Origin of the sequence: Pseudonocardia kongjuensis (assembly GCF_039526905.1) — a bacterium.
Lineage (GTDB): Bacteria > Actinomycetota > Actinomycetes > Mycobacteriales > Pseudonocardiaceae > Pseudonocardia > Pseudonocardia kongjuensis.
The window spans coordinates 1-13,657 of record NZ_BAAAJK010000062.1 but is presented as its reverse complement, the minus strand read 5'-3'; the positions used below and the strand labels follow the sequence as shown (position 1 = coordinate 13,657).

General features: G+C 74.9%; 16 protein-coding genes. 12 read left to right on the top strand and 4 right to left on the bottom strand.

Going from position 1 to position 13,657, the window contains the following annotated elements; translation table 11 throughout:
• Position 1: 1 nt before the first annotated feature.
• From ABD160_RS32505 to ABD160_RS32480, 6 genes are read left to right on the top strand one after another with little or no spacing between them, the layout of a single operon-like run.
• The gene (locus ABD160_RS32505; protein ID WP_344030354.1) at positions 2 to 820 is read left to right on the top strand and encodes an ABC transporter permease; all 819 of its coding nucleotides are present in this window, start codon (positions 2 to 4) and stop codon (positions 818 to 820) included.
• A complete protein-coding gene (locus ABD160_RS32500) occupies positions 817 to 1,587 on the top strand; it encodes an ABC transporter permease (protein WP_344030351.1) in 771 nt (256 codons plus the stop codon). Before ABD160_RS32505 ends, ABD160_RS32500 begins: the two co-directional genes overlap by 4 nt.
• Complete coding sequence (locus ABD160_RS32495) at positions 1,584 to 2,408, top strand: ABC transporter ATP-binding protein (RefSeq protein ID WP_344030348.1); 825 nt, start codon at positions 1,584 to 1,586, stop codon at positions 2,406 to 2,408. Before ABD160_RS32500 ends, ABD160_RS32495 begins: the two co-directional genes overlap by 4 nt.
• Positions 2,405 to 3,235 (top strand): MBL fold metallo-hydrolase, encoded by an 831-nt coding sequence (locus ABD160_RS32490; RefSeq protein ID WP_344030346.1) that lies wholly within the window; start codon positions 2,405 to 2,407, stop codon positions 3,233 to 3,235. The genes ABD160_RS32495 and ABD160_RS32490 overlap by 4 nt, the downstream gene beginning before the upstream one ends.
• Positions 3,232 to 4,017, top strand: a complete 786-nt coding sequence (locus tag ABD160_RS32485) for an MBL fold metallo-hydrolase (RefSeq protein WP_344030343.1) — start codon at positions 3,232 to 3,234, stop codon at positions 4,015 to 4,017. The genes ABD160_RS32490 and ABD160_RS32485 overlap by 4 nt, the downstream gene beginning before the upstream one ends.
• A 20-nt stretch (positions 4,018 to 4,037) precedes the next feature.
• Complete coding sequence (locus tag ABD160_RS32480; protein ID WP_344030341.1) at positions 4,038 to 4,457, top strand: TIGR03618 family F420-dependent PPOX class oxidoreductase; 420 nt, start codon at positions 4,038 to 4,040, stop codon at positions 4,455 to 4,457.
• A 70-nt stretch (positions 4,458 to 4,527) separates the two neighbouring features.
• Here the strand turns inward: ABD160_RS32480 and ABD160_RS32475 are convergent, their stop codons facing one another.
• Complete coding sequence (locus ABD160_RS32475) at positions 4,528 to 5,379, bottom strand: IclR family transcriptional regulator (protein WP_344030338.1); 852 nt, start codon at positions 5,377 to 5,379, stop codon at positions 4,528 to 4,530.
• A gap of 78 nt (positions 5,380 to 5,457) precedes the next feature.
• Here ABD160_RS32475 and ABD160_RS32470 point away from each other — a divergent pair, with 78 nt between their 5' ends.
• Genes ABD160_RS32470 through ABD160_RS32455 form a run of 4 tightly spaced genes read left to right on the top strand, consistent with a single transcriptional unit; the run spans position 5,458 to position 9,284 of the window.
• Positions 5,458 to 6,582: a cupin domain-containing protein gene (locus ABD160_RS32470; protein ID WP_344030335.1), complete on the top strand. Its 1,125-nt coding sequence runs from the start codon at positions 5,458 to 5,460 to the stop codon at positions 6,580 to 6,582.
• The gene (locus tag ABD160_RS32465; RefSeq protein ID WP_344030332.1) at positions 6,579 to 7,424 is read left to right on the top strand and encodes a fumarylacetoacetate hydrolase family protein; all 846 of its coding nucleotides are present in this window, start codon (positions 6,579 to 6,581) and stop codon (positions 7,422 to 7,424) included. Before ABD160_RS32470 ends, ABD160_RS32465 begins: the two co-directional genes overlap by 4 nt.
• Complete coding sequence (locus ABD160_RS32460) at positions 7,421 to 8,110, top strand: maleylpyruvate isomerase family mycothiol-dependent enzyme (RefSeq protein WP_344030329.1); 690 nt, start codon at positions 7,421 to 7,423, stop codon at positions 8,108 to 8,110. Before ABD160_RS32465 ends, ABD160_RS32460 begins: the two co-directional genes overlap by 4 nt.
• A gap of 10 nt (positions 8,111 to 8,120) precedes the next feature.
• Complete coding sequence (locus tag ABD160_RS32455; RefSeq protein ID WP_344030328.1) at positions 8,121 to 9,284, top strand: FAD-dependent oxidoreductase; 1,164 nt, start codon at positions 8,121 to 8,123, stop codon at positions 9,282 to 9,284.
• Here ABD160_RS32455 and ABD160_RS32450 read toward each other — a convergent pair.
• On the bottom strand, positions 9,272 to 10,228 hold the full coding sequence (locus ABD160_RS32450; protein ID WP_344030326.1) for a LysR family transcriptional regulator: 957 nt from the start codon (positions 10,226 to 10,228) through the stop codon (positions 9,272 to 9,274). The genes ABD160_RS32455 and ABD160_RS32450 overlap by 13 nt on opposite strands.
• Positions 10,229 to 10,359: 131 nt before the next feature.
• On the opposite strand from ABD160_RS32450, the gene ABD160_RS32445 reads away from it, so the two are divergent.
• Positions 10,360 to 11,625 carry an MFS transporter gene (locus ABD160_RS32445; RefSeq protein WP_344030324.1) on the top strand — a complete coding sequence of 422 codons (1,266 nt, stop codon included), beginning with the start codon at positions 10,360 to 10,362 and terminating at the stop codon, positions 11,623 to 11,625.
• 9 nt (positions 11,626 to 11,634) lie between these two features.
• Here the strand turns inward: ABD160_RS32445 and ABD160_RS32440 are convergent, their stop codons facing one another.
• Positions 11,635 to 12,549: a nucleoside hydrolase gene (locus ABD160_RS32440; RefSeq protein ID WP_344030321.1), complete on the bottom strand. Its 915-nt coding sequence runs from the start codon at positions 12,547 to 12,549 to the stop codon at positions 11,635 to 11,637.
• 16 nt (positions 12,550 to 12,565) lie between these two features.
• Positions 12,566 to 12,784: a hypothetical protein gene (locus tag ABD160_RS32435; protein ID WP_344030318.1), complete on the bottom strand. Its 219-nt coding sequence runs from the start codon at positions 12,782 to 12,784 to the stop codon at positions 12,566 to 12,568.
• A 76-nt stretch (positions 12,785 to 12,860) separates the two neighbouring features.
• On the opposite strand from ABD160_RS32435, the gene ABD160_RS32430 reads away from it, so the two are divergent.
• Positions 12,861 to 13,568 carry an acyltransferase gene (locus ABD160_RS32430; RefSeq protein ID WP_344030315.1) on the top strand — a complete coding sequence of 236 codons (708 nt, stop codon included), beginning with the start codon at positions 12,861 to 12,863 and terminating at the stop codon, positions 13,566 to 13,568.
• Positions 13,569 to 13,657 lie beyond the last annotated feature (89 nt).

Below are 13,657 nucleotides of genomic sequence, written 5' to 3'. Positions count from 1 at the left end.
GGTGACCTCCACGACGACGGCCCCCGCGCCGTCCGCGCCACCGGGTCCCGGGCCGTCCCCGCTCCGCCGCAGGCTGCTCGCGTGGCGGGTGCCCGCGATGCGGATCGGCATCGTGGTCGCCGCCGCGCTGCTGGTGGAACTCGCGGTCGAGCTGCGCTGGGTGACCCCGCTGCAGGTCGCGCCGCCGTCGGTGGTGCTGCCCACGCTGTGGGAGGGGCTGACCGCCGGCACCTACCTGGTGCTGCTCGGCATCACGCTGGCCGAGGTCGGCACCGCGTTCGTCGGGGCCGCCGCGGTCGGCACCACGCTGGGCTACCTGCTGTGGCGCCGCCCGCTCTACGGCCGCGCCTACGAGCCGCTGCTCTACGCGCTGGCGTCCTCGCCGATCGTGCTGCTCTACCCGGTGTCGCTGGTGATGTTCGGGCGGACCCCGGTCGCGGTGGCGGTGCTGGGCTTCGCGGCCGGGCTGTTCCCGGTGCTCATCTCCACCTACCAGGCGTTCCGCAGGCTGGACGACACCTACATCAAGGTCGCGAAGATCATGCGGCTCACCCCGGGGCAGACCTTCCTGCGGGTGCTGCTGCCGGCCGCGCTGCCCTCGGTGCTGGTCGGGCTGCGGCTCGGGCTGACCCTGACCATGCTCACCGTGATCGCGATGGAGTACCTCGCGAACGTCGGGGGCGTCGGGGCCGAGCTGTCGCTGGCCTACCTGCGGCTGCGCGCCGCCGACATGTACGCGGCCCTGCTGCTGATCATCATCCTGTCGGTGACCTTCCTGTTCCTGCTGAACCGGGCGACCCGGATGGTGGTGAAGCGATGAGCCCGCTGGTCCGGATCCGCGTGCTGTCCGTGCTGGCCGTGGTCGTGCTGTGGGAGCTGCTGGCGCTGTCCGGCGCCGGCGCCGACGAGTTCTTCCCGCACCTGTGGACGCTGTTCGCGGCGTTCGGCGACGTGCTGACGGCCGAGTTCGCCGGCGACGTCGGGATCACCCTGTTCCAGCTCTTCTGGGGATCGGCGGCCGGGATCGTGGTCGGCCTGGCCGCCGGCCTGCTGATCGGCACCCGGCCGCTGGCCCGGGAGACCGTCGAGCCGCTGCTGGTGTACCTGTCGACGGTCCCGAAGATCGTGCTCTACCCGGTCTTCCTGCTGTTCCTGTCGGTCGGCACCGAGTCCAAGATCGCGATGGCCGCGTTCGGCGCGTTCTTCCCGGTGGTGCTGCACACCCTGGGCGCGGTCTCCGACGTGCGGCCGGTCTGGCTGAACGCGGCCCGGCTGCTGCAGACCGGCCGGTGGCAGCGGATGCGGCACGTGTACGTGCCCGCGATGGCGCCGACCATGTACGCCGGGGTCCGGCTCGGGATCGCCACCGCGATCATCGGCACCGTGATGGCGGAGAGCAAGGCCGCCGACGCCGGCGTCGGGTACCGGGTCATCTTCTACTACTCGCAGTACCAGATCCCGCAGATGTACGCGGTGCTGCTGCTGGTCTTCCTCTTCTCCGTCCTCGTCGCCGTCGGGCTCGACCGGCTCGGCCGGGCCCTGCGCCTCGGCGGCGGACACCGCTCCGAACAGGAGATCTCGCTGTGAACACCACCGACGCACCGGCACTCGTGATCGACGACGTCAGCAAGAGCTTCGGCGACACCGCGCGGCCGGTGCCCGCGCTCGGCTCGGTGAGCCTGACCGTGGCGCGCGGCGAGTTCGTCTCGCTGATCGGCCCGTCCGGCTGCGGCAAGTCCACGCTGATCAACATCGTGGCCGGGCTGGTCGGCGGCTACGCGGGCCGGGTCTCGGTCTCCGGCGACCCGCTCGACGGGCCGCATCCCAGCATCGGCATGGTCTTCCAGGACGACTCGACGTTCCCCTGGCTGACCACCCGGGCCAACGTCGAGTTCGGGATGCGGATGGCGGGCGTCCCGGCCGCCGAGCGCGCGGACCGGGCGAGCGAGATGCTCGACCTGATCGGGCTGCGCGGCTTCGCCGACCGGTTCCCCGCCCAGCTCTCCGGCGGGATGCGGCAGCGGGTGGCGCTGGCCCGCGCGCTCGCGATGCGCCCGGAGATCCTGCTGATGGACGAGCCGTTCGCGGCGCTCGACGAGCAGACCCGGATGGTGCTGGGGGAGGAGCTGCTGCGGCTGCAGGAGGAGCTGCAGCAGACCGTCGTGTTCGTGACGCACAACCTCGGCGAGGCCGTCCAGCTCTCCGACCGGGTGGTCGCGATGACCGCCCGGCCGGCGTCGATCAAGTCGATCCTGGAGGTCGACCTGCCGCGGCCGCGGGACTCCTCGATCGTCTCCTCGGACCGCTACGGCGAGCTCGTCGCGCACCTGTGGTCGCTGCTGCGCGAGGAGGCGATCATCGCGTTCGAGCAGCAGCGGGAGGCCGTGCCCGCCGCGGCGGCCCGGTGAGCTCGGCGGCCGTCCGGCTCGCCCCCGGCCTGGTCGGGCTGCACCACGACGTCCCGGCGGACGGGTTCGCGCCCTACCCGGCGGGGACGCCGGGCCGGGCCTCGGTCAACCAGTACCTGCTCACCGAGGGCCGGACGTCGCTGCTGGTCGACACCGGGCTGTCGGCGCACGAGGACGCGCTGCTGGCGCTGCTCGCCGAGCACCATCCCGCGGGCGGGCGGCTGGAGGTGCTGCCGCTGCGGCTCGGCGAGTTCGACTCGGTCTGCAACGTGGCGCCGGTGCACGACCGCTTCGGCATCGCCGTGCTGCACGCCGCCCAGCCGGACGGCGCGACCTGGGTCGGTTTCCGGCCCGGCGACGCCGGCCGCACCGACCTGCTCGACGGGGTGCGGGTCACCCGGGTCGGCGCCACCGGCGGGATCACGATCGGGCCGGGCCGGACGGTGACCGCGTTCCGGCCGCTGCTGCGGCTGCTCCCGACGCACTGGCTGCACGACGGCGCCACCGGCACCCTGTTCACCTCGGACGCCTTCACCCACGTGCTGCGCCCACGACCGGACTCGCCGTGGACGGTGACCGCCGACGACGACCCGACCACCCCGGCCGGGCTGCGCGAGCTGCTGCTCGGCGGCCGGTTCTGGTGGCTCGACGGCGCCCGCACCGGCGAGCTGGTGGCCGACCTGGACCGGATCGCCGCCGGCTACGACATCGTGCGGATCGCCCCGGCGTACGGGCGGGTGCTGGAGGGCCGGGCGGTCGTCCGGCGGCACCTGGGGCTGGTCCGGGACGCGCTCACCGAGCTCGGCCGGGTACCGGTGCCGCGATGAGCACGATCGGCCCCGATCCGCTGCCCCGCGAGCTCGCGCCGGGCGTGCACTGGCTGGGCAGCTGCCTGGAGCACCCCTACGGCGACCGGGTGCTGCACGGCTACAACTCGGTGTACCTGGTGTCCGGCGAGCACTCGTCGATCCTGGTCGAGGCGGGTTTCCCGGACGGTCTCGACCGGCTGGAGGGCCAGCTGGCCGGTCTGCTCGCGGCGGGGCTGCCGCCGCTGCGCTACCTGTTCCCGACGCACCAGGAGACCCCGCACGCGTCCGGCATCGGGCGGTTGCTCCAGCGCCACCCGGACGCCGTCGTCGTCGGCGACGTGCGCGACTACCCGCTGGTGTTCCCGCACCTGGCCGACCGGTTCCGGCCGCTGCGCGAGGGCGACGCGCTCGACCTGGGCGGCACCGAGTTCCGGTTCGTCGAGCCGGTGCTGAAGGACCTGCCCTCGACGCTGTGGGGCTTCGACACCGCGCGCCGGGTGCTGTTCCCCGGCGACGGCTTCGCGTTCAGCCACTACCACGAGGACGGGCACTGTGGACGGTTCGCCGAGGAGGCGGGCTCGATCGACCTGCCCGACATGACCGCGCTGTTCGCCGAGCTGGCGCTGCACTGGACGACGTTCGTCGACATGGCACCCTGGCTGCGGCGGCTGGACGGCCTGCTCGACCGGCTCGGTGTGGAGCTGGTCGCGCCCACGCACGGCCTGCCCGTCACCGACCTCGCCGCGACCCTGCCGGAGATCCGGGAGGGGCTGCTGCTCGGCAGCCGCGGCCCGGCCTGACCCGAACCGGAGGACCGCCCGTGCCACCACCACCCGTGCCGGACGACGTGCAGGAGATGCTGCGCCTGCCGAACCCGTGCGTGATGACCTCGCTGCGGCCGGACGGCTCACCGGTCTCGGTGCCGACCTGGTACCTGTGGGAGCGCGACGGCCGGGTGCTGGTCAACATGGCCGCGGACCGGCGGCGGCGCGGGCACCTGACGGCCGAGCCGCGGACCACGCTGACCGTGCTGGACGGGGCCGACTGGAGCGCCTACGTGACGCTGGAGGGCCGGGTCGGGGAGTGGGCGGCCGATCCGGACCTGGCCGTGATCGACCGGCTCGCCCGGCACTACCGGGGGGTGCCCTACCCGTACCGCGACGCCGAGCGGGTGAGCGCGTGGGTGACGGTGCACCGCTGGCACGGGCGTGGGATCGGGACGCTGGGCAAGCCGCGCTGACCCGGGCGCCGGTCGGCCCTGCCCGGTCGGCCCTGCCCGGTCGGCGCTGCCCGGTCCCGGCCGGTCCGGCTCAACCCCGGTCGCGGGTGATCCGCTCGGCGGTGGTGCGGAGCAGCTCCGCCCAGCCGGCCAGCCGGTCGCGGTGGTAGCGGACCGACGGCATCGCGAGGGAGACCGCTGCGGGCAGCGACGTCGGTACCGCTGCGGGCAGCGCATCCGATACCGCTGCGGGCAGCGCATCCGATACCGCTGCCGGCAGCGCATCCGGTACCGCTGCGGGTTGCGCGTCCGGCACCGCTGCGGGCGGCGCGTCCGGGACCGCGCTGCCGATCGCGGTGATGCCGGGCTCGGTGGCGCCGTCGTTGACGGCGAAGCCCTGCCGGCGCACCCGCCGCAGGTCGCGCAGCAGCGCCGGGAGGTCCGTGACCGGGGAGCCGGGCCGGTCGTAGAGATCGCGCAGCTGGGCCGGGGTGCGCCCGGCGAGCACCGCCCGCCCGCCGGACGCCCGGTGCGCGGGCAGCACCCGGCCCTCCCGGTCGCCGACCCGCAGGATCTGCTCGCACTCCACGGTGGCGACGAACCGCACCTGGTCCCCGACCACGACGACCAGGTTCGCGGTCTCCTCGGTGAGCGCGGCGAGTGCCCGCAGGTGCGGCATCGCGGCCCGGCGCAGGCCGGTCACCGACGCGGCCGGGAGCCCGCCGTGGCGCAGCACCGGGCCGGCGAGGTAGCGGCGGTCGTCGTCCTGCACGGCGAAGTCGCGGTGCACCAGGGTCGCCAGCAGCCGGTGCGCGGTGGACGGGGCGACACCGAGCCGGCGGGCGGCGTCGGTGACCCGCAGCGGACCCTCCTGCTGCAGCAGCACGGCGAGATGCAGGGCGTGGTCGACCGACTCGACCCGGTACGCGGGCGGATTCTTCACAACAGAAATCCTACCTGCTCACCAGTGAAACCGACGTAGCGTCGGCGGGGTCCGGGCCACCGTCCACGAGGAGTCCCCATGACCGCCACCGTCTCGCCGGTCAGCCTGCAGGCCGTCGCCGGGCCGGGCAGGCCGGAGCCGACCCCGGCCCTGCACGAGCTGTACCGCGGCTTCGAGCAGGAGCTGCTGGTCCCGCTGTGGACCGAGATCGGCGACCTGATGCCGTCCGCGCCCCGGCCGTCCGCGGTGGCCCACCGCTGGCGCTGGGCCACCCTGCTGCGGCTGGCCGAGCGGGCCGGCGAGCTGGTCCCGGTCGGCCGGGGCGGCGAACGCCGCGCGGTCGCGCTGGCCAATCCGGGCCTGGGCGGGCTGCCGTACGCCACGCCCACGCTGTGGGCGGCGATCCAGTACCTGAATCCGGGCGAGGACGCCCCGGTGCACCGGCACTCCCAGCACGCGTTCCGGTTCGTCGTCGAGGGCGAGGGCGTGTGGACGGTCGTCGACGGCGATCCGGTCGCCATGCGCCGCGGCGACTTCCTGCTCACCCCCGGCTGGCACTTCCACGGCCACCACAACCAGGCCGAGACCCCGATGGCCTGGCTGGACGGCCTGGACATCCCGCTGTCGCACCACATCGGCTCGACCTTCTTCGAGACCGGGCCGGACACCGTCGCCGACCGCAGCACGCCGGACCGCTCGCGCGCCGAACGGCTCTGGGCGCATCCCGGGCTCCGGCCGGTGTCCCGGCCCGGCAGCCTGCCCAGCTCGCCGGTCGCGGCCTACCGCTGGGAGCACACCGACGCCGCGCTGCGCGACCAGCTGGCGCTCGCCGACGAGGGCTTCCCCGGCGTCGTCGGGCCCGGGCACGCCGCGGTCCGGTTCACCAACCCGTCGAACGGCGGTGACGTGATGCCGACGATCCGGGCCGAGATGCACCGGCTCCGTCCCGGCGCCCGCACCGCGACCCGGCGCGAGGTCGGCTCGTCGGTGTGGCAGGTCTTCGACGGCGCCGGGACGGTCCGGGTCGGCGACGACGAGTGGGAGGTCGGCCGCGGCGACCTGGTCACCGTGCCGTCCTGGCAGCCGCTGGGCGTCCGGACCGGCGACGGGCTCGACCTGTTCCGGTTCTCCGACGCGCCGCTGTTCGAACGCCTGCACGCCGACCGCGTGCAGATCGACACCCCCGAGGAGAACCACCCGTGAAGCTCGCGACCCTGCGCACCCCGGACGGCACCCGGGCCGCCCGGCTCGACGGCGACCACTACGTCGAGCTCGACGCGCCCGACGTCGGCGCCCTGCTCGCGCAGCCGCGCTGGCGGGACCGGGCGGCGACCGCGTCCGGCCCGGCGCATCCCGCCGCGTCCGCCGAGCTCGGCCCGGTCGTCCCGCGCCCCGGGAAGATCATCTGCGTCGGCCTGAACTACCGCTCGCACATCCTGGAGATGGGCCGCGAGCTGCCCGAGCACCCGACCCTGTTCGGCAAGTTCGCCGAGGCACTGGTCGGCCCCACCGATCCGGTCGCGCTCGATCCGGCATCGGCGGCGGTGGACTGGGAGGCCGAGCTGGCCGTCGTCGTCGGCTCACCGGTCCGCGGGGCGACCGCGGTCGAGGCGGCGGCCGCCGTCGCCGGGTTCGCCGTGCTCAACGACGTCACCATGCGCGACTGGCAGTACCGCACGCTGCAGTGGTTGCAGGGCAAGACCTTCGAGGCCAGCACGCCGTTCGGCCCGCACCTGGTCACCCCCGAGGAACTGCCCGGCGGCACCGCACCGGCACTGGACCTGAGCTGCGTCGTCGACGGCGAGACCGTCCAGTCCGCGAACACCTCCGACCTGGTCTTCGGCCCGGTCGCGCTGATCACCTACATCTCCCGGATCCTCACCCTGCAGCCCGGCGACGTGATCGCCACCGGCACCCCGGGCGGGGTCGGGCACGCCCGCGACCCGAAGCGCTACCTCACCGACGGCGCCGAGCTGGTCACCGCGATCGACGGCCTGGGCGAGCTGCGCAACCGGGCCCGCGCCGTCAGCGTGGTGCCCGCGTGACACCGCTGCGGGTCGGCAGCTCCGGGACCCGGGCCTGGGCCGACGCCGGGACCCGGCTGCTGCTCGAGGCCACCGACCGGCTCACCGACGCCGAGCTGGACCGGCCGTGCGCGCTGCCCGGCTGGTCCCGCCGGCAGCTGCTGGCGCACGTCGCGTCCAACGCCGAGGCGATCGGGCGGCTGCTGAGCTGGGCCCGCACCGGGGTGGAGACCCCGATGTACGCCTCGCCGCAGCAGCGCACCGCCGACATCGACACCGGCGCGGCCCGCCCGGACCTGCGCGAGTGGGTCCGCGACTCGGCCGCCGAGCTGGGCAGGCAGCTGGACACGCTGCCCGCCGACGCCTGGTCCGCGCAGGTGGTGACCGCGCAGGGCCGCACCGTGCCCGCCTCGGAGACGCCCTGGATGCGGGCCCGGGAGACCTGCGTGCACGCCGTCGACCTGGCGGCCGGCGCCGGGTTCGCCGACCTGCCCACCGGGTTCCTCGCCGCGCTGCTCGACGACGTCGCCGCCTGGCGGTCCGCCCGGCCCGGGCCCGCCGTCCTGCTGACCACCACCGATACCTGCCACGAGATCACCGGCGACGGCGAGCCGGTCCCGGTCGAGCTGCCGCTGCCGGTCGCGGCCGCCTGGCTGGCCGGCCGGCACGCCGCACCGGACCTGCCGACCCTGCCGCGCTGGCTCTGAAGGAGAGATCATGAACGTGCCCGATGTGGACGTCGTCGTCGTGGGGGGCGGCATCGGCGGCCTGGGTACCGCGCTGGCGCTCACCCGCTCCGGGCGCTCGGTCCGGGTGCTCGAACAGGCCCCCGCGTTCGGCGAGGTCGGGGCCGGCCTGCAGATGGCGCCGAACGCCACCCGGCTGCTGCGCTCCTGGGGACTGCTCGACGAGGTGATCGGCCGCGGCTACCTGCCGCGCCGGCTGGTGATGCGCGACGCCGTCGACGGCAGCGAGCTCACCCACCTCGACCTGGCCGACGCGCAGCGCCGGTACGGGGCGCCGTACGTGGTGATCCACCGCAGCGACCTGCACGCGGTGCTGCTGGACGCCTGCCGCGCGGCCGGCGTCGACCTGGTCACCGACGCCGCCGTCACCGGCGTCGAGACCGGCGCCGGCGGGGCGACCGCGGTCGGCACGGACCGGTCCGACTCCGGGCACCTGGTGGTCGCCGCCGACGGGCTGGGCTCCCGGCTGCGCGGCCGGCTCAGCGACGACGAGCCGGTCAGCTCGGCCTACGTCGCCTACCGCGGCGCGATCCCGATGTCGGACCTGGCCGACACCTCGGAGCTGGCGCTCGACGACGTCGTGGTGTTCGTCGGGCCGGGCTGTCACCTGGTGCAGTACCCGCTGCGCCGGGGCGAGATGTTCAACCAGGTCGCGGTGTTCCGCTCGCCCCGGGCGCTGGCCGGGGAGGCCGACTGGGGCACCCCCGACGAGCTCGACGCGGCGTTCGCCGGCACCTGCGACCGGGTCCGGGGCGCGCTGGGGCACCTGTGGCGGGACCGCTGGTGGCGGATGTTCGACCGGGAGCCGATCGGGCGCTGGGCGGACGGGCGGATGGTGCTGACCGGCGACGCCGCCCATCCGATGCTGCAGTACCTCGCCCAGGGTGCCTGCCAGGCACTGGAGGACGCCGACGAGCTGGCCGGGCAGCTGGACAAGACCGGCGGCGACTGGGACCGCGCCGTCGCCGGGTACGCCGAGGTGCGGACGGCGCGGACCGCCCGGGTGCAGCGCACCGCGCGGCGGTGGGGCGAGCTGTGGCACTGCGACGGCCTGTTCCGCGACACCCGCAACGCACTGCTGCGCGACCGGGACCCGCTCGACTACCGGCACGTCGACTGGCTCTACGCGAGCTGAGCCGGCCGCGGATCGGCGCCCGCCCGGCGGGCGGTGAACATCTCGTGCACCGCGTCCCGGATCTCGCGCAGCAGCCGCTCCTGCGGCGGGGTGAACCGCTTCCCGACCCGGTGCACGAGATAGAGCCGGTCGCGCAGGTCGGTGCCGGGCACGGTGATCTCGCGCAGCGTCCCGGCCGCGATCTCCGGCGCCACCGAGTGCCGCCAGGTCAGCGCGACGCCGAGGCCGGCGGCGACGGCCTGCTTGACCGACTCGGTGCTGCCCAGCTCGATCTCGACCCGCCTGCCGTGCACGCCGACCGAGGCCAGCGCGAGGTCCTGGCTGCGCCGGGCCGCGAGCCGGGCCGGCGGGCAGACGTAGGGCAGGTCGGCCAGCGCCTCCGGGGCCAGCCGGTCCGGCACGGTGTCGTCGCCGGCCGCCGCGACCAGCGCGAACGGCGGCTCGGCGACCAGCTCGGCGGAGAACACCCCGGTGTCGGGCGGGGTCGGCGTCGTCACCAGGCAGAAGTCGTTGATCCCGGAGAGCGCACCGGCGAGTGCCGCCTCGATCGTGCACACGTCCATCGTGACGGCGATGCTCGGGTTGGCCCGGCGGAACCGGATCAGCGTCCCGGGGAGCACGGTGTTGCCGACCGCCTGGCTGGCCCCGATCGACACGGTGCCGGTCGAGCCGGTGGACAGGTTGCGCAGCAGGGTGTCCAGCTCGGTGCGGCCGCGCAGCACCTCGCCCGCCCACAGGTGCACGGCGCGTCCGGCCTCGGTGAGGTGCAGGCTGCGGCCCTGCCGGTAGAACAGCTTCGCCCCGATCCGGCTCTCCAGGGAGCGCAGGTGCTCGCTGACCACCGGCTGGGACACGTACAGCGACTCGGCCGCCCGTCCCACCCCGCCCGCCTCCACGACGGCGCACAGGACCTCGAGCTTCTGCAGCGAGATGTGGTTGTCCACGGTGACCGGCACCTCCCTGTCAGATAGCCGTCCGGCTATCCGTGCACGTCGGACTTCCTGTTGGAGATTCGTTAATCGAAACTTTACCGTTTTCCGACACGTTCGGTAGCCGACCTCACAGGGGAGAGTCCATGAGCGCACCGTCCGGAACGGCCGACCACGACCAGGGGACCGGAGCGGAGTTCCGCCGGAACTGGGCGGCGCTGGTCGCCTGCACCGTCGGCCTCGGGCTGGGTGTGGGCGCACTGCCGTTCTACACCAACGGCCTGTTCGTCCCCGAGCTCGAAGCGGAGTTCGGCTGGTCGCGCACCCAGCTGTCGTCGTTGCAGCTCGTCGGGTCGCTGGCGCTGATCGTGACGGCGCCGGTGGTCGGCGCGCTCGTCGACCGGATCGGCGTGCGGATCCCGGCCACGATCTCGCTGGTCGTGCTCGCGCTGGCCTACTTCCTGCTCTCCGCGAGCGGCCCGGTCTTCGTGCTCTACCTGGTCGTGTGGGCGTCGATGTACCTGTTCGCGTCCGGATCGACGGTGGTGTCGTTCACCCGCACCGTGAACGAGAAGTTCGACCGCGGCCGGGGACTCGCACTGGGCATCGCGCTGGCCGGCACCGGCCTCGTCGCGTTCCTGGTGCCGATGCTGCTCGGCGCGCAGATCGCCGAGGACTGGCGCGGCGCCTACCGGATCCTGGGCATCGCGGTGCTGATCGGCGCCGTCCTGGTGCTGCTGATGCTGCCGCGCCACTCGGCCGGGACCGGCCGCGCCGCCACCGCGGTGGTGGCGCCCCGGCAGCCGGTGCTGGAGCTGCTGCGGACCGGCCTGTTCCTGCGGCTGACGCTCGCGTTCATGGCGATCTCGCTGGCCGTCGGCGGGCTCACCGTGCACCTGGTGCCGATGCTGCGCGACGCCGGGGTGGCGCCCACCTCGGCCGCCGCGATCGCCGGTGCGGTCGGCGTCTCGGTCGTCGTCGGGCGGATCGTGGTCGGCATCCTGATCGACCGCTTCTTCGCGCCGCGGGTCGCGGTGCTCGTGCTGGGCCTGGCGGCCGCCGGGTACGTGCTGCTGCTCGTCGGCGGCGCGCCGCTGGCGCTCGCCGCGGCGATCGGGGTCGGCTTCGCGCTCGGCGCCGAGGTCGACCTGATGGGGTACCTGACCGCCCGCTACTACGGCCTGGAGCGCTACGGGCGGGTGTTCGGCGTGCTCTACGCGGTGTTCGTGCTCGGCGTCGGCGCCAGCCCGCTGCTGATGTCCTGGCAGCGCGACCTCACCGGCGGGTACACCGTGCCGCTGATCGTCTCGGTGGTGCTGCTCGGCGTCGGGGCGGCGTTCATGCTGGCGCTGCCCCGGTTCCCGGTCGCGGCGCCCGCACCCGCCCCGGCCACCGAGGCCGCCGGTTCCTGACCGCCCGGCTCACCCGCGCAGCCGGTCCAGCACGGCGTCCAGCACCGCCGGGACGTCCGGCGCGGACAGCACGTCCACCGCGGCCGCCGGCCCGGGCCCACGGTCCGGGACGGTGGCCCCGCGGGCCGGGCCGAATCCGGTGTCGACGGCCAGCCCGACCGGCTCCGCGGTGAGCGAGCCGGGGGCGACGCAGTCCAGCAGCGCGATCGCGTCGTGCAGCGCGACGGCGTCGCTGCCGGTCCGGTCCAGGTAGCCGCCGAGCATCGCGGCCAGCTCGGCGCAGGCCGGGTCCGCCGCGGCCAGCGCGGCCACCCAGTCCGGGCCGGCCGAGCAGGCCAGCGTCGTCCCCAGCGGGACCAGCGCCACCGGCACCTCGGCCTGGGTGAACACCCGGTGCGCCGCCTCCGGATCGGCGTGCACGTTGAACTCGGCGGCGCCGGTGACGTTGCCGGCGCCGATCGCGCCGCCCATGACGACGATCCGGCCGATCCGCTCTGCCAGCTCCGGATGGGTGGCCAGCAGCAGCGCGGTGTCGGTCAGCGGCCCGATCGCGGCGATCGTCACCGGCTCGGTGGCCTCCTGCAGCACCCGGGCCATCAGCGCGATCCCGGAGCCGGGCACCGGGCCGACCGGGTCCGGCAGGTGCGCGGCCCGGCCGCCCAGCCCGTCGACGCCGTGCACGTGCGTGGCGCGCTGCTCCAGCCGGTGCACCAGCGGCCGGTCCGCGCCGGTGCCGAGCGGCACGTCCGGCCGCCCGGCCAGCGCGAGCAACCGGCCCGCGTTCGGCAGTGTCCGGTCCAGCGCGACGTTGCCGTAGGACGCGACGACGGCGCGGACGTCCACCTCCGGGCTGCGCAGGGCGAGGACGATCGCGACGGCGTCGTCCACGCCGGGGTCGGTGTCGATGATCAACGGGCGAGGCACCCCGGCAGCCTACGACTCACTCGCTGCGGGTCGGCTCGTCCTCGTTCTCCTCGGCCAGCTCGCGGGCCGCGGCCTCGGTGGCGCCCGCGTCGTCGGTGCCCGACCCGGAACGCGGGTTGCCCGCATGGTCGCGGTCCCGGGCCGTGCCGGCGCCCGCGGCGCCCGCCCCGTCGCCGGAGGTCAGCTCACCGGTGCCGACGTCGGTGCCGTCGTCCGGTTCTCTCCTGTCGCCCACGTGTCTCGCTCCGATCGTCGGGGTACCGGTGGAGGTACCCGCCGCGACCGCCCGGCACACCCCTAGGGTCGGACCCGTGCGACCGCAGGACGATCCGGAGCAGGCCCGGCTGTTCACGCTCACCTCGCTGCGCTGGATCCTGCGCCACCGGGCTTTCACCCCGTGGTACCTGCTGCGCTACTGGCGGCTGCTGGTGCTGCGCATCCGGCAGCCGCACGTCGTGCTGCGCGGCATGGTGTTCCTCGGCAAGGGGGTGACGATCGAGGCCCGGCCCGGCTTCGGTCGCCTGGAGATCGGCCGCTGGGTGCACATCGGCGACGGCACCGCGCTGCGCTGCCACGAGGGCTCGATGCGGATCGGCGACAAGGTCGTCTTCGGCCGGAACAACACCCTCAACTGCTACCTCGACGTCGAGGTCGGGGCGGCCACTCTGGTCGCGGACTGGGTGTACGTGACCGACTTCGACCACCGCACCGAGGACGTGCACCGGCCCATCAAGGACCAGGGCATCGTCAAGGCGCCGGTCCGGATCGGCGAGGGCTGCTGGCTCGGCGTGAAGACGTCGGTGCTGCGCGGCACCCGGATCGGCTCCGGCGTGGTGCTGGGCGCGCACGCCGTCGCACGCGGGGAGATCCCGGCCGACACGATCGCCGTCGGCACGCCGGCCCGGGTGGTGCGCGACCGGCGCGCCGACTACGACGCCGCCGCCGCCGAACGTGCCGCGGTCGCCGACATGGCCCGCAAGGCCGACCGGGCCCTGCGGACCCGGCTCGACCGGGCCTGACCCGCCCCGCCCCGCCTAGCCGCGCCTCGCCGCGCCCCGCGCCCCGCGCCCCGCGCCCCGCTGCGCGCCGCGCCCCGCCTCGCACCCCG

Coding starts and splice junctions, on each gene's coding strand:
- ABD160_RS32485 (WP_344030343.1), top strand. CDS start 3,232: ATGAGCACGATCGGCCCCGATCCGCTGCCCCGCGAGCTCGCGCCGGGC.
- ABD160_RS32470 (WP_344030335.1), top strand. CDS start 5,458: ATGACCGCCACCGTCTCGCCGGTCAGCCTGCAGGCCGTCGCCGGGCCG.
- ABD160_RS32455 (WP_344030328.1), top strand. CDS start 8,121: ATGAACGTGCCCGATGTGGACGTCGTCGTCGTGGGGGGCGGCATCGGC.
- ABD160_RS32445 (WP_344030324.1), top strand. CDS start 10,360: ATGAGCGCACCGTCCGGAACGGCCGACCACGACCAGGGGACCGGAGCG.
- ABD160_RS32500 (WP_344030351.1), top strand. CDS start 817: ATGAGCCCGCTGGTCCGGATCCGCGTGCTGTCCGTGCTGGCCGTGGTC.